The 13,749-nt window shown below is 65.7% G+C and carries 14 protein-coding genes; 8 read left to right on the top strand and 6 right to left on the bottom strand.

What is annotated here, in order from left to right:
- Positions 1–30 precede the first annotated feature (30 nt).
- The 8 genes from NG900_RS02140 (at position 31) to NG900_RS02105 (ending at position 7,620) form a co-directional block, all read left to right on the top strand.
- A complete protein-coding gene (locus NG900_RS02140; RefSeq protein ID WP_252676901.1) occupies positions 31–1,383 on the top strand; it encodes an MFS transporter in 1,353 nt (450 codons plus the stop codon).
- A 98-nt stretch (positions 1,384–1,481) separates the two neighbouring features.
- On the top strand, positions 1,482–2,414 hold the full coding sequence (locus tag NG900_RS02135) for a LysR family transcriptional regulator (RefSeq protein WP_252676217.1): 933 nt from the start codon (positions 1,482–1,484) through the stop codon (positions 2,412–2,414).
- Between the two features lie 217 nt (positions 2,415–2,631).
- The gene (locus NG900_RS02130; RefSeq protein WP_252676215.1) at positions 2,632–3,318 is read left to right on the top strand and encodes a hydrolase; all 687 of its coding nucleotides are present in this window, start codon (positions 2,632–2,634) and stop codon (positions 3,316–3,318) included.
- A 129-nt stretch (positions 3,319–3,447) separates the two neighbouring features.
- Positions 3,448–4,269 (top strand): alpha/beta fold hydrolase, encoded by an 822-nt coding sequence (locus NG900_RS02125; RefSeq protein WP_252676213.1) that lies wholly within the window; start codon positions 3,448–3,450, stop codon positions 4,267–4,269.
- Positions 4,270–4,335: 66 nt separating this feature from the next.
- Positions 4,336–4,635: a XapX domain-containing protein gene (locus tag NG900_RS02120; RefSeq protein ID WP_252676211.1), complete on the top strand. Its 300-nt coding sequence runs from the start codon at positions 4,336–4,338 to the stop codon at positions 4,633–4,635.
- 4 nt (positions 4,636–4,639) lie between these two features.
- Positions 4,640–5,080, top strand: coding sequence for a DoxX family protein (locus tag NG900_RS02115; RefSeq protein ID WP_252676209.1), 441 nt, complete (start codon positions 4,640–4,642; stop codon positions 5,078–5,080).
- A gap of 4 nt (positions 5,081–5,084) precedes the next feature.
- A complete protein-coding gene (locus NG900_RS02110) occupies positions 5,085–6,923 on the top strand; it encodes an amidohydrolase (protein ID WP_252676207.1) in 1,839 nt (612 codons plus the stop codon).
- Positions 6,913–7,620, top strand: coding sequence for a YoaK family protein (locus NG900_RS02105; protein ID WP_252676204.1), 708 nt, complete (start codon positions 6,913–6,915; stop codon positions 7,618–7,620). Before NG900_RS02110 ends, NG900_RS02105 begins: the two co-directional genes overlap by 11 nt.
- A gap of 568 nt (positions 7,621–8,188) precedes the next feature.
- Here NG900_RS02105 and NG900_RS02100 read toward each other — a convergent pair.
- From NG900_RS02100 to NG900_RS02075, 6 genes are all read right to left on the bottom strand, one after another.
- Positions 8,189–9,157, bottom strand: coding sequence for a DMT family transporter (locus tag NG900_RS02100; RefSeq protein ID WP_252676202.1), 969 nt, complete (start codon positions 9,155–9,157; stop codon positions 8,189–8,191).
- A 108-nt stretch (positions 9,158–9,265) separates the two neighbouring features.
- Positions 9,266–9,988, bottom strand: a complete 723-nt coding sequence (locus NG900_RS02095) for a helix-turn-helix transcriptional regulator (protein WP_252676200.1) — start codon at positions 9,986–9,988, stop codon at positions 9,266–9,268.
- A 163-nt stretch (positions 9,989–10,151) separates the two neighbouring features.
- Positions 10,152–10,514 carry a DUF427 domain-containing protein gene (locus tag NG900_RS02090; protein WP_252676198.1) on the bottom strand — a complete coding sequence of 121 codons (363 nt, stop codon included), beginning with the start codon at positions 10,512–10,514 and terminating at the stop codon, positions 10,152–10,154.
- Positions 10,515–10,588: 74 nt separating this feature from the next.
- Positions 10,589–11,791 carry an ammonium transporter gene (locus tag NG900_RS02085; RefSeq protein ID WP_252676196.1) on the bottom strand — a complete coding sequence of 401 codons (1,203 nt, stop codon included), beginning with the start codon at positions 11,789–11,791 and terminating at the stop codon, positions 10,589–10,591.
- Positions 11,792–12,036: 245 nt separating this feature from the next.
- Positions 12,037–13,062, bottom strand: coding sequence for a hypothetical protein (locus tag NG900_RS02080; protein WP_252676194.1), 1,026 nt, complete (start codon positions 13,060–13,062; stop codon positions 12,037–12,039).
- A gap of 158 nt (positions 13,063–13,220) precedes the next feature.
- Positions 13,221–13,703 carry a sn-glycerol-3-phosphate transporter gene (locus tag NG900_RS02075; RefSeq protein ID WP_252676192.1) on the bottom strand — a complete coding sequence of 161 codons (483 nt, stop codon included), beginning with the start codon at positions 13,701–13,703 and terminating at the stop codon, positions 13,221–13,223.
- Positions 13,704–13,749 lie beyond the last annotated feature (46 nt).

Below are 13,749 nucleotides of genomic sequence, written 5' to 3'. Positions count from 1 at the left end.
CCCGAACACAAGACGGAGACACTCGTGAACCTGCATGCCCCCACCGCCGACAGCGGCGACCGCGACGATTACCTGGTCAGCCGGCCACGCGCCTGGTTCGCCTTTGCGATGACGTTTGCGCTGATGCTGTTCGACTACATCGACCGCCAGGTGATCGTCTCGCTGTTTCCGCACTTGAAGCTCGCGTGGAGCCTGTCGGACAAGCAACTCGGCGCGCTGGTGTCGATCATCTCGGTGGTGGTGGCGGTGGGCAGCCTGCCCGTGGCACTGCTGGCCGACCGCGTCAGCCGGGTCAAGAGCATCTGCGTGATGGCGGGTATCTGGAGCCTGTCGACCATCGCCTGCATGTTCACGCGCAACTACGGGCAGATGTTTGCCGCGCGCGCCATGATCGGCGTGGGCGAAACCGGATACGGCTCGGTCGGTGCGGCGCTGATCGCGAGCCTGTTTCCAAAGCGGCTGCGTTCCATGCTGCTCGGCGCTTTCTTTGCGGCGGCCGCACTTGGATCCGTGCTCGGCGTCATGCTGGGCGGCGTCATCGCGGCGCGCTGGGGGTGGCGGGCGGCGTTTGGTGCCGTCGGCGTGCCTGGGCTCGTGCTGGCGCTGCTGTATCTGTGGGTGCCCGACTACAAGACCGTCGCACTGACATCGTCATCTGACCCGGCAGGCAAACAGCCGTCTGCACGACAGTTCTTCGGGCATGTCGCGGCCATCCTGACGCAATCGCGCACGGTCTGGTGGACGTGCCTGGGCGCCGCGCTTCAACTGATCGTGGTGTCCACGGTCTGGGCCTGGCTGCCCAGCTTCTTCAACCGGTTCCACGGCCTGGATCCGCACGCGGCCGCCAAGCAGGCCGCGCTGATCGTGCTGTGCAGCGCGCTGGGTAACTTCGTATGGGGCTTCATCGTCGACCGGCTGGCCGCGCGCCGCCCCCGCAACAAGCTGTTCGTGATCGCCACGCTGTGCACCGTCACGCTGGCGGTGTTTCTGGTGGCGTTCGCGGGCGTGACGGACGCTCGCCTGCAACTCCCGCTGATCGCGCTGGGCGGCTTTCTGATGACCTGCTCGGCCGGGCCCGCGGCGAGCATCGTGCTCGATGTCATCCACCCCGGTGTACGGGCCACGGGGGCTGCCGTACTTGCCGTGTTTCAGAACCTCTTCGGCCTGGCGGTCGGCCCGTTCGTGGGCGGCGCCATCTCGGATGCCTGGGGCCTGCACGTAGCGTTGACCGTCATGCCGGCATTCGGCCTGGCAGCCGCCGGCTGCTTTCTGCTGGCGGTGCGTCATTACGAAACCGAGTTGCACCGGGTGGCAAGCGTTCAGATGCAGGTTGCCAGGCCTGCAGGCCCGGCCACTGCCAGCACGTCGCGCGCCTCGGCCTGATGCCCGGCCGGCGTGGCCTGCGTTCATAATGGCGTCGCTTGCCCACCGGCACCCGCCGCGTGGGCCAGCGCCTCCTCCACAACGGCAGCCGGCAATACATGGACCGCTTTCTCAGCATCGAAGCCTTTGTGCGCGTGGCCGAAACGCGCAGTTTTGCCGAGGCCGCGCGCCAACTGGGGGTGACCAACTCGGTGGTCACGAACCGCGTGCAGCAACTGGAGCGCTTTATCGAAGCGCCGCTCTTTCACCGCAGCACGCGGCACGTGCGGCTCTCGGAAGTGGGTGAGACGTACTACAAGCAATGCGCCGAAGCCGTCTGCATGCTGACGGACCTGACCGACCAGATGCGCGGCCTGCGCGCCACGCCCGCCGGCAAGCTGCGCATCCGCATGCTGCCCGGCTACGCGCTCAGCCACTTTGCCGCGCCGCTGGCCAAGTTCGGTGCCCAGTATCCCGACATCCAGCTCGACGTGGTGGTGGACGACAGCGTGGTCGACCCGATTGCCGAGGGGTTCGACGTGGCGTTCCAGATCTTTCCGCCCATCAACGATTCGCTGATCGAGCGGCGCCTGTTTTTGCTGCGGCGCATCTTCTGCGCTACCCCCGCCTACGTCGAGGAATACGGCCTGCCGCAGCAACCGGCCGATCTGCTGCAGCATTCGCTGGCGCTCTACTCCGGCTACCCCACCCGCAAGCGCTGGGTCTTCTCACGCAACGGCGAGGTCAGCGCTGAACTCGACTTGCCGGAGCAGGTTCGCTCCAACTCGGTGCACCTGCTGCGCGACTACGCGCTCACCAGCGCCGGCATTGCCTGCCTGCCGACACTCGTCGTCAGCGACGATCTGCTCGCCGGACGCCTGGTGCCCGTGCTGGCCGACTACGACCTGGCACCGCTGCACTTCTCGGCTGTCTACCCGGCCACACAGCGCCAGGCTGTGAAGGTGTGTGCGCTCATCGATTGCCTGGTCAGCCACCACGCGGGCGAACTGGCGTGGGACGTGCCGCTGCTCAAGCAGGGCTGGGTCCGCTGATGGCGCAGGTACGGGCATAGCAGATCGATATTTCGCCAACCGGCGGCGATTGTTCGCCAATCGCAAAAACTGCACTCGCTGTTTCTGCTGTTGTGCGCGGAGCACAAGTTTCTATGATGGTTGGGCCGTTGTTTTTGCTGCCCTCGCCGCCCGCCTCCGGGCAGGCACCGGCACAGCGGCACCCCTCTTGTTGCTCCACGCCCCATTGGATACGGCCATGACGAACCCCAAGCTGGAAGTCCTCACCCCGCAAAACTGCCAACTCATCTTCATCGACCACCAGCCGCAAATGGCCTTCGGCGTGCAGTCGATCGACCGCCAGGTCCTGAAGAACAACACCGTCGGCCTGGCCAAGGCCGCGAAGATCTTCAACATCCCGACGACCATCACCACCGTCGAGTCGGAAAGTTTTTCGGGCTACACCTACCCGGAACTGCTCGACGTGTTTCCCGATCAGCCGCTGCTCGAACGCACCTCGATGAACTCGTGGGACGACCAGAAGGTGCGCGACGCCCTGGCCAAGAACAACCGCAAGAAGGTGGTCGTCTCGGGCCTGTGGACGGAGGTGTGCAACTGCACCTTTGCACTTTCTGCCATGCACGATGCCGATTACGAGATCTACATGGTGGCCGACGCCTCGGGCGGCACGAGCAAGGACGCGCACGACTACGCCATGCAGCGCATGGTGCAGGCCGGCGTGGTGCCGGTGACGTGGCAGCAGGTGCTGCTGGAATGGCAGCGCGACTGGGCCCACCGCGACACGTATGACGCTGTCATGAAGCTGGTCAAGGAACATTCCGGCGCATACGGCATGGGCGTGGACTACGCTTACACGATGGTGCACAAGGCGCCGCAGCGCACCGCCACACCGCACGAGGCGCTGGCGGCCGTGGCTGCCCGCTGATCGCGCTGCCGCACAAGCACTGACGTTGTTCGCACGGGCGCCGAATGCAGCACGACTGCCGCATGCGGCGCCCGGCCAACCACCCCCGGATCATCCGGGCCATCGTCCGCCTCTCACACACTTCCTCCCATGCAAACGATTACGACCCAAGACGGTACGCGCCTCTTTTACAAGGACTGGGGCAGCGGCAAGCCCGTGGTCTTCTCGCACGGCTGGCCGCTCAACGCCGATGCGTGGGACGCGCAGATGCTGTTCCTCGTGCAGAAGGGCTTCCGTGTCATCGCACATGACCGGCGCGGCCACGGCCGCTCCGACCAGCCGTCCCGAGGCAACGACATGGACACCTACGCCGACGATCTGGCAGCGCTGCTCGATGCGCTCGACATCCAGGGCGCCACGCTGGTCGGCCACTCCACCGGCGGCGGCGAAGTCGCGCACTACATCGGCCGCCACGGCACCAAGCGCGTCGCACGCGCCGTGCTGATCGGTGCGGTGCCGCCCATCATGCTCAAGACGGCATCCAACCCGAATGGCTTGCCGATGGACGTGTTCGATGGCATCCGCAAAGGTGTGGCAGACAACCGCTCGCAGTTCTACCTCGATCTCGCCACGCCGTTCTTCGGCTTCAACCGGCCCGGCGCGAAGGTCTCGCAGGGCACCATCGACGCCTTCTGGGCACAGGGCATGACCGGCGGCATCCACGGTCAGTACGCCTGCATCAAGGAGTTCTCGGAGGTTGACTACACCGAAGACCTGAAGAAGATCGACGTGCCGGTGCTGTTCCTGCATGGCGACGACGACCAGATCGTGCCGATCGACAATTCGGCCAGGCTGGGCGTGGAGTTGGTGAAGAACGGCACGCTCAAGGTCTATCCGGGTGGCTCGCACGGCATGTGCGTGACCGAGGCGGACAAGGTCAACGCTGACCTGCTCGCGTTCCTGTCGTCCTAATCCGGGCAAGCCGGAGCGCGTGCCCACGCGTGCTCCGGATTCCGCCTCCGCAAGACAGGAGATCTCATGAAGCCCTATCTCATCTCCATTGGCGTCGGCATGCTGGTCGGCGTCATCTATGCGTTGCTCCACGTACGCTCACCCGCGCCGCCCGCAATTGCGCTGGTGGGGCTGCTCGGCATGCTGATCGGCGAGCAGATCGTGCCGGCCGCGCAGCGCCTGTTGGCCGGTGAGCCGATCACCATGGCATGGTTCCGTCACGAGTGCATACCGAAGATCACGGGCGCGCCGCCCGTAGCACCACCCGACGCGCCCCCTGCCGAGCTTGCGGCAACACGCGAACCCACGCCGCGCAACCCGAGTTGATGCCATGACGCGCCTCTCGCTGGAATCGGCCAAACCCGCCGAAGCCCAGACGCCCGCCGACACCGCCCCCAATGTTGCCCTTCATGCTGGCCTGCTGTTCCTGCGCGTGACCGGCAGCGCGCTGCTGATTGCCGTGCACGGCCTGCCCAAGGTGCTGCACTACAGCCAGGAGCTCACGCGCATTGAAGACCCGTTCCACCTGGGTGCCACGCCAACGCTGCTGCTGGCGATCCTGTCGGAGACGCTCTGCCCGCTGTTGATTGCGCTGGGCGTGCTGACCCGCCTGGCCTGCCTGCCCATCGTCGCCACGTTGCTGGTGGCCATGCTCGTGGTGCATCCTGACTGGTCGCTGGCCCAAGGGCAGTTCGGGTGGATGCTGCTGATCATCTTCACCACCATCCTGATTGCCGGCCCCGGACGTTTCTCCATCTCTCCCAGATACTGACGCAATGACCGCCGACCTCATCCTGCACAACGGCCGCTTCCACACGGTCGACCGCGAACGCCCCTCTGCCAGCGCCGTTGCCGTGCGCGACGGCCACTTCGTTGCCGTGGGCGACGACGCCACCGTGATGGCACAGCGCGGTGCCTCCACCCAGGTGATCGACCTGCGCGGGCGCACCGTCATCCCCGGCCTGAACGATTCGCACCTGCACCTGATCCGAGGTGGACTGAACTACAACCTGGAACTGCGTTGGGAAGGCGTGCCCTCGTTGGCCGATGCGATGCGCATGCTCAAGGAGCAGGCTGCGCGCACGCCGTCGCCGCAATGGGTACGCGTGGTGGGCGGTTGGACGGAGTTCCAGTTTGCCGAACGCCGCATGCCCACGCTCGAAGAGCTGAACCAGGCCGCGCCCGACACACCGGTGTTCGTGCTGCACCTGTACGATCGCGCGCTGCTCAACCGCGCGGCGCTGCGCCAGGTCGGCTACACCAAGGACACGCCGAACCCGCCCGGCGGCGAGATCCAGCGCGACGCCAGCGGCGAGCCCACCGGCATGCTGATCGCCAAGCCCAACGCGATGATCCTGTATTCCACGCTGGCAAAGGGGCCGAAGCTGCCACCGGAATACCAGGTCAACTCCACGCGCCAGTTCATGCGCGAGCTGAACCGCCTCGGTGTGACCAGCGCCATCGATGCGGGCGGCGGCTTCCAGAACTACCCGGAAGACTACGAAGTCATCCGCGAGCTGTCGGCGCAGAACCAGCTCACCATCCGCATCGCTTACAACCTCTTCACGCAAAAGCCGAAAGAGGAACTGGCCGACTTCAAGAACTGGACCGGCAGCGTGCAATACCGCCAAGGCGACGACTTCTTCCGCCACAACGGCGCGGGCGAAATGCTGGTCTTCTCCGCTGCAGACTTTGAAGACTTCCTGCAACCACGCCCTGACCTGCCCGAGACGATGGAGCAGGAGTTGGAGACCGTGGTGCGCCACCTCGTTGCGCAACGCTGGCCATTCCGCCTGCACGCCACGTACGACGAATCCATCTCGCGCATGCTCGACGTGTTCGAGCGCGTGAACCGCGACATCCCATTCAACGGCCTGCCGTGGTTCTTCGACCATGCGGAGACGATCTCGCCCGCGAACATTGAACGCGTGCGCGCGCTGGGCGGCGGCATCGCCATTCAGGATCGCATGGCCTTCCAGGGCGAATACTTTGTCGACCGCTACGGCGCCGCTGCCGCAGAACAGACACCGCCCATCAAGCGCATGCTGGCCGAAGGCGTGCCCGTGGGCGCCGGCACCGATGCCACGCGCGTATCGAGCTATAACCCGTGGACGTCGCTGTACTGGCTGGCGAGCGGCCGCACGGTCGGCGGCATGGCGCTCTATCCGGAAGGGCTGCCGCGCGAAGTGGCGCTGGAGCTGTACACGCACGGCAGCGCCTGGTTCTCGGCCGACCAGGGCAACAAGGGGCAGATCAAGGCAGGGCAACTCGCCGACCTGGCAGTGCTCTCGGCGGATTTCTTTACCGTGGACGAGGCGGACATCAAGACCATCGAATCGGTGCTGACGGTGGTGGGCGGGCGCATCGTCTACGGCGCCGCGGAATTCGACGAGTTCGGCCCGCCGCCGATTCCGGTGTTGCCGGAATGGTCGCCCGTCTCGCGCGTGCCGGGGCACTGGCGGCCGGCGGCACCGCTGCAGCAGCAGGTCCATCACTGTGCGGGCGCGTGCACGGTCCATGGCCATTCGCACCAGAAGGCGCGCACGGCCAACGTCCCCACGACAGATTTCCGCGGTTTCTGGGGCGCCTTCGGGTGTTCGTGCTTTGCCTTCTGAAACGGCAGCGGCTCCGGTGGCCGCGTCATCATCCGCACGCTTCCTGATTGTGCAGGGCAGCTTGCTGGCGTTCGTGGCGGGCTATGTGGATGTGGTCGGCTTCGCGGCGCTGTTCGGGCTGTTCACCGCGCATGTCACGGGCAACTTCGTGATGATCGGTCTGGAGCTCGCGGGCTCCGGTGAAGGCGTGCTGGCCAAGCTGCTGGCGCTGCCGGTGTTCGTGGTGGCGGTGGCCGCGACCAAGCTGGCGGTGTCGGCGCTCACGCGGCGCGGTGTAGCGCCACTGCGGCCGCTGCTGCTGGCTCAGGCTGCGCTGCTGCTGGCGTTCATGGTGGCGGGCTTGCTGGCGCTGCCGCTGCAATCTGCCGATGCGCCAGCCACCATTGTTGTCGGGCTGATCGGCGTGGCGGCGATGGGGGTGCAGAACGCCAAGGGGCGTCTCGTGCTGGGGGATCAGGCGCCGACGACCATCATGACGGGCAATACCACGCAGATCGTGATCGATGTGGTGGAGGTGTTGTCGCCTGGCGGCATGCAGAAGGATGCCGCTCGCACGCGGTTGCGGAAGATGGTGCCGCCGTTGATTGGCTTTGCCACGGGTGCGGTGTTGGGGGCGTTGGCGTTTGCTTTGTTGTCGTTTTGGTGTGTTTTGCCACCGGTGGGGATATTGTTGGGGTTGGCGGTGATGCAGCGTTGATGACCTGGTGTTTTTTTGTTGGTGGTGCATCCCTTGTTTCATCCCCTGCCGGGGCTGACTCACTTTCTTTGGTCTTGCCCAAAGAAAGTAAGCAAAGAAATGCGCGCCCGAGATGGCGACCCACCCCTTGAATTTCCGTAACCGGGCGGAGACGGGGAAAACTCGCTTCGCTCAAACAGTTCCCCGTCTTTTTTCCGCCCGCTTACGGAAATTCAAGGCGCCATCTAGGGCAGGAAAGTCAAAGGCGAAACCATCGGTGCGCCAGCCCCAAACGACAAGGCCAACCCCGCGACGGGTTGGCCTTTGTTTTTGTCTTTTGACGTTGAGCCCTTGATGGCGCCTTGAATTTCTGTTGCAAGGAGGAAAAAGAGGGGAGGCTTGTCTGAGCGCAGCGAGTTTGCCTCCCCTCCCTCCTTGCGACATCAATTCAAGGAGTCTTTCGCCATCTCGGGCGCGCCTTTCTTTTGCTTACTTTTCTTTGGCAAGACAAAGAAAAGTGAGTCGGTCCCGGCAGGGAACGAAAGGGGGATGGACCACCAAGGCCAAAAACAAAACCCAAAACAAAACCCTACCCATGCCGCCGCGCAGCCAGCGCCACCCCACCCATCAGCAAAACCGCAGCCACCACCTCCAACCCATGTGGCCAGCGTGCCTCATAAACAAATCCATAAACCAACGCAAACACCGTCTCGAACACGATCAACTGCCCGGATAGCGTCAACGGCAATTTCCGGCTGGCCGCATTCCACAGGCTATTGCCCAGCACGGATGCCCCCAGCGCCACGCCCGCATTCACCAGCCAGAACATCGCCCAGGCCGATGCGGGCTGCGCAGAAGCCGTCGCCATGCCGGGCACAGAAAACGCCGGCACGGCCAGTGCCAATGACAGCGCCCCCGTGGCGACGCCCGTCAACAACGACCACTCCCGACTGGTGAACTGCGGATGTGCGCGCAGGTACCGCGCATTGCACACCGCATATACCGTCCAGCACGCCAACGCGCCCGCCGCCATCAGCAGTCCGATGAAATAGGTTCTGCCGCCCGCATCCGCATGCATGTCCGGCGCATCCAGGTAGATGCACACCACGCCGCCGACCGCCATCAACAGCGGTAATGCCAGCCGCCGCAGGGGCAGGCTGCCGCGCTCGGCTGCACCGGCCAGCGTGACCGTCACCGGCAGCAGCCCGACGATGAGCGACACCGGTGCCACGCCCGCGCGCTGCACACCGCCCGCCACGCACAGGTAGTACAGGATGTTCCCCGGCAGCGAGAGCAACAGCAGCGCCGCCCAATCGCGCCGGGTGGTCTTGCGCCATAGCGTGCGCCACACGGGCAGCGCCAGCACCAGCGACAGCACGCCGTACAGCACATACCGCGCGGCTGACAGCGCCAGCGGCGAGAACTGCGGCAGCATCTTCGGTGCGAGAAAGATGACGCCCCACAGTGCCCCCGCCGCAACGCCATAGCCGACGCCCGTGAGGTGATCGCGCGGTGTGTGCGCAAGGTGCGTTGCAGAGGAGGTGTCGCCAACAGCCATGTGAAACCTGGTCGGGAAGATCAATCGAACCGTCACTGTGCGCGTGCGCGTGGCATCCGTCTTGGCGAAGACGGCCGCGCTTTGGCAAAACCGGAAACGGGGTGGTGCCTAGCGCCGTACGGCGGCAGGTGTGATGCCGTGCGCGGCCTTGAGGTGTCGCGTGAGGGCGCTCTGGTCGTAGTAGCCGGTGCGCGCGGCAATCTCGGCGATGGGCAGCGTGGTGGTTTCAAGCAGCGTCAGCGCATGGCGCAGCCGCACCTCGGCCAGGCGTGCATGCAGCGTGGTGCCGTACGTGGCACGGAAGAGCGTGGCGAGGCGCCGGGCGCTCACACCCACGTCAGCGGCGAGGGCCTCGACGGTGAGCGGTTCGGCATAGCGGTGCTCGATGGCGTGCCACGCGCGCTCGGCACGCGCATCGCGGCGTGCGCGCAACTGCGTGGATTGATTGGCCGGATGCGCGGCCAGCGTCGCCAGCGCCAATGACGACCACGCATTCGTGAGCACGGCATCGACGATGGGCGCGTCTTGCAGCCACGTGGCGAGCGCACGCAGGCCGGGCGTGAGCGGAAAGAACACGCGATCCGCCAGGCCGCCCAGGCTCGGAGCGTCAACGCTTTGGCCTGGGATGTCGAACACGATGAAGCGGTTGGCGCCCGTGGCTTCGAATGCATGCGTGGCGCCCGCGGGGATGAGCGCGGCGTGGTGCGTGTCGACGCGGCCGCCGTGGCCGTCCACGTCCATCTCCAGGATGCCGCGTGCGGGCATCACGACCTGCATGAAGTCGTGCGCGTGCGGAGGAGCGGCAAGGCCGTAGGTGCGGAAGTCCAGCATGATCGGCTGAGGATAGCACCGAGCTGGAGCAAAAACGGAAGGCAAAAAAATCCCGGCCACAGGTGCTGCCTGCGCCGGGTTTTGAACTTTCACGGAAAGCGCATCCGTGAGAAGAGGAACGTGCGCATCGTGCGCCACCGGCGTGACATGGGCATGTCAGCGCTCATTCCTCCCGGATGATCACCTTGTCCGGATAGAAGGCGAGGTAGCTGCCCACTTCGCGCGCGGCGGGTTTGGGCTGCTCGTAGGTCCAGACGGCGTTCTCGGCGCGCTCGCCATCGGCGACGATGGTGTAGTACGACGCATCGCCCTTGTACGGGCAATGGGTGTGATGCTGCGTGCGCTCCAGGTGGTTCATCTGCACGTCGTCGCGCGGGATGTACTGCACCGGTGGGTACGACGCCTCACGCAGCGTGCGCGCCATGCGCGAGTCGGCGATGGTGAAGCCGTTGAAGGTCACCGTCACGCGGCGCGGGTTGGCTTCGACGGTGATGGGGTGGTTGGGATCGACATCGATATCGGGCATGCGGCACTCCTGCAGTGGGCGAAAGGACGCCTTTCACTCTAGCAAGCGCCGCACTCGATGTTGGATCGACAGGCTTACCAGTGCGTTTCCGATTCCGGCGTGGAGGAGACGCGGTGGATGGCCAGATCGGCGCCCATGAATTCGGCTTCGCGGTCCAGCCGCAGGCCCACCAGTTTGCGCAACGTGCCGTACACCACCGTGCCGCCAATCAGGGCAATCACGATGCCGCCCGCCGTGCCCGCCACCTGCGCCCAGAACGATACGCCGCCCAGGCCGCCCAGCGCCTTCAGCCCGAAGATGCCGGCCGCAATGCCACCCCATGCGCCGCACAGCCCGTGCAGCGGCCACACGCCGAGCACATCGTCGATGCGCCAGACGTTCTGCACGCGCGTGAACATCCACACGAACAGCACACCGGCAATGCCGCCGACGGCCAGTGCGCCCAGCGGGTGCATCACGTCGGAGCCGGCGCACACGGCCACCAGGCCGGCCAGCGGGCCGTTGTACGAGAAGCCCGGGTCGTTCTTGCCCATCCACCAGGCGGTGAGCGTGCCGCCCACCATGGCCATCAGCGAGTTGATGGCGACCAGGCCGCTCATCTTGTCCAGCGTCTGTGCGCTCATCACGTTAAAGCCGAACCAGCCCACCGCCAGTACCCACGCACCGGCCGCCAGGAACGGGATGTTCGACGGCGGATGCGCGGCGATGCGGCCGTCGTCCTTGTAGCGGCCGTGGCGCGCCCCCAGCAGCAGCACGGCCGGCAACGCGATCCAGCCCCCCACCGCGTGCACGACCACCGAGCCGGCAAAGTCGTGGAACTCCGCGCCCGTCACGGCCTGCAGCCAGTGCTGGATGCCGAAGCGTTCGTTCCACGCAATGCCCTCGAAGAACGGGTAGACGAAGCCCACCAGCACGAAGGTCGCCGCCAGTTGCGGCTCGAAGCGCGAGCGCTCGGCAATGCCGCCCGAGATGATGGCCGGGATGGCCGCGGCGAACGTCAGCAGGAAGAAGAACTTCACCAGCTCGTAGCCGTTCTGCTGTGCGAGCACGTCGGCGCCTGTGAAGAAGTTGACGCCATAGGCCACGGAATAGCCGATGAAGAAGTACGCAATGGTCGACACGGCAAAGTCGACCAGGATCTTGACCAGTGCATTGACCTGGTTCTTCTTGCGGACGGTGCCCAGCTCAAGGAACGCGAAGCCGGCGTGCATGGCGAGCACCATGATCGCGCCCAGCAGGATGAAGAGCGCGTCGCCCCCGGTTTTGATGGTGTTCATTGTGGTTGTCGTGCGGGTTGATGACTGGCGCCATTGCGGTGCAGATTGCCCGTAAATGACGCAAAAGCCGCCGACCAATGCAATTCCTGTTCCAACGATGTGCAAAACGGTGTCGTGGCGCACCATGGCCGTGCGCGCGCCGCGCCCGACGGCCGGTAAGCATGGCGCATCCCGAAATCGGTGCGTAACCGGTTGAATTTGGTGCGTTCGGCGCGGCGAATGCGCCGTGATGGTGCGTTGGCAGCCTAGGGCTTGGCGCCAGACACACTGAAGGAGGCCGCCACTGCATTCCATAGCGGCTCGTACCGCACCCGGACCGCGCTGGCTTGCTCGGGCGAAGCGGCGGCGGACTGCATGTGCAGCATCAACAACGCACCGTCGGTCGGCACGATGAAGACGCGGCCGACCAGTGTGTTGCCCGCGGCGCGCGGCACATGCGGGCCTGGCGATTCGGCGATGTAGCTGGCCCACACGCCGGGGCGGCCCGCGAACGTTTCCGTGCCCCAGCCGATCAGCTTGCAGGGCAGTGCCACGGCCTGCCGGACCGCATCGCGCATCCAGCGGGGCTCGCGGGTGTCGGGCACGGTTTCGGGGTCGCCCTCGGTGGGGCGCACGATCAGTTCGATGCGCGAGAGCCCCGAGCCCCCCTGGTTGGCCCACGCGCCGATCGCCACGCGGGCCGGGTCCGGTTTGCGCGGCGCCGTGGGCGGGACGCGTTCCCACGAAAACGGCAGCTTCAGGCTCACGCTGGCGCCGCGTGCGTTCGGCCAGTCAGACAACGTCACGGGCTGGGTGAAGCGGCTGGTCAACTCGTCGGCGGGCCGCTCGTCGTAGACGACGGCCAGCAGCGTCTGCAATGTCGCGCGGTCCTGGCTGCCTTGCGCGCGCGCGGCCACGCGTTCGGCCAGGGCGTGGGCGGTCTGGGCGGTCTGGGTGGCGTTGTTCACGCTGGGCTGGTGGACATCGAGTACGCGCCCGATCAGCAACTGGCGTTCGTCGTCGGCCAGCGGAATCCCGGCGATCAGGCGGCGGGTGCGGGCCAGCGCCTGCGGAAACGTGGTGTCGAATTGCGTGCGCGCGCGGATGAGTTCTTCCCGCTGGTCGGGAAAGCGCTGGATGGCACGGTCGAGCGCCTGCGTTTGCACCGTGAGAAAGCCAAGCACGCTGATCAGGCCGGGGATGGCGCCGGGCGTGTAGTCCCACGCCAGTGCGTGGCTGGACCACGCCAGCATGGCAGTCAGACACCAGCGCATCGTTGCGCGGCTTGGCATTCGGAATATCCCCCTGTGGCCGGACCCGTTTCCGACCCTGCGCCGACTCTACCGAGTTGTATCCAATGTGTACAAGCTAGGTCTTGCACCGAGACCGGGCCTCGCGGCGGCGCACGCCCTTTGGTATTTGCGCAAAGCGAGACGGGCTGGCGGCGGGCTTATTTGAACGAGTAACCCATCGTCACCATGAACCCGCTTGTCCAGAAAAGCTGGACCTCCGTCCGGAACGGGCCGGCCTTGTAGCCCAGCGCGGGCAGGATGCCCGGCGAGAAGCCCTTGTAGTTGAGCGGTACCTTGTTCTGGTACTCGCCCTTGTAGCCGTGCAGGATGCCGCCGGTCAGCTTGCCGTAGAAGTGGGTCGTGCCCAGGTTCCACAGGTACCCGCCGTACACCAGCTGCGAGGGCTGGCCGAAGGAGTTCCTGAACGCGGCGGCGCCCACCAGCCAGCCGTTGTTGCGGCGCCATTCGACGCCCAGCAGCGGGGAGTACTTGATGTAGTGGTCGTCCCGGCTGTAGTGCATGTTGTACACACTCGCCTGGACGGAGATTTCATCGCCGGGCTCGAAGATATCGGCCAGCGCGGGCGATGCGCCGGCCAGCAATGCCACGCCGATGGCGGCACTGCGGAACCTGGTGATCAAGGAAGGTGAAATAGCCATGTGTCGTCGACACGCCGGAGCCGCAAGG

The organism is Ralstonia soli (assembly GCF_023955655.1).
Lineage (GTDB): Bacteria > Pseudomonadota > Gammaproteobacteria > Burkholderiales > Burkholderiaceae > Ralstonia > Ralstonia soli.
Note: the sequence above shows the minus strand (reverse complement) of the source record. Positions and strands in the feature narration are given on the sequence as shown.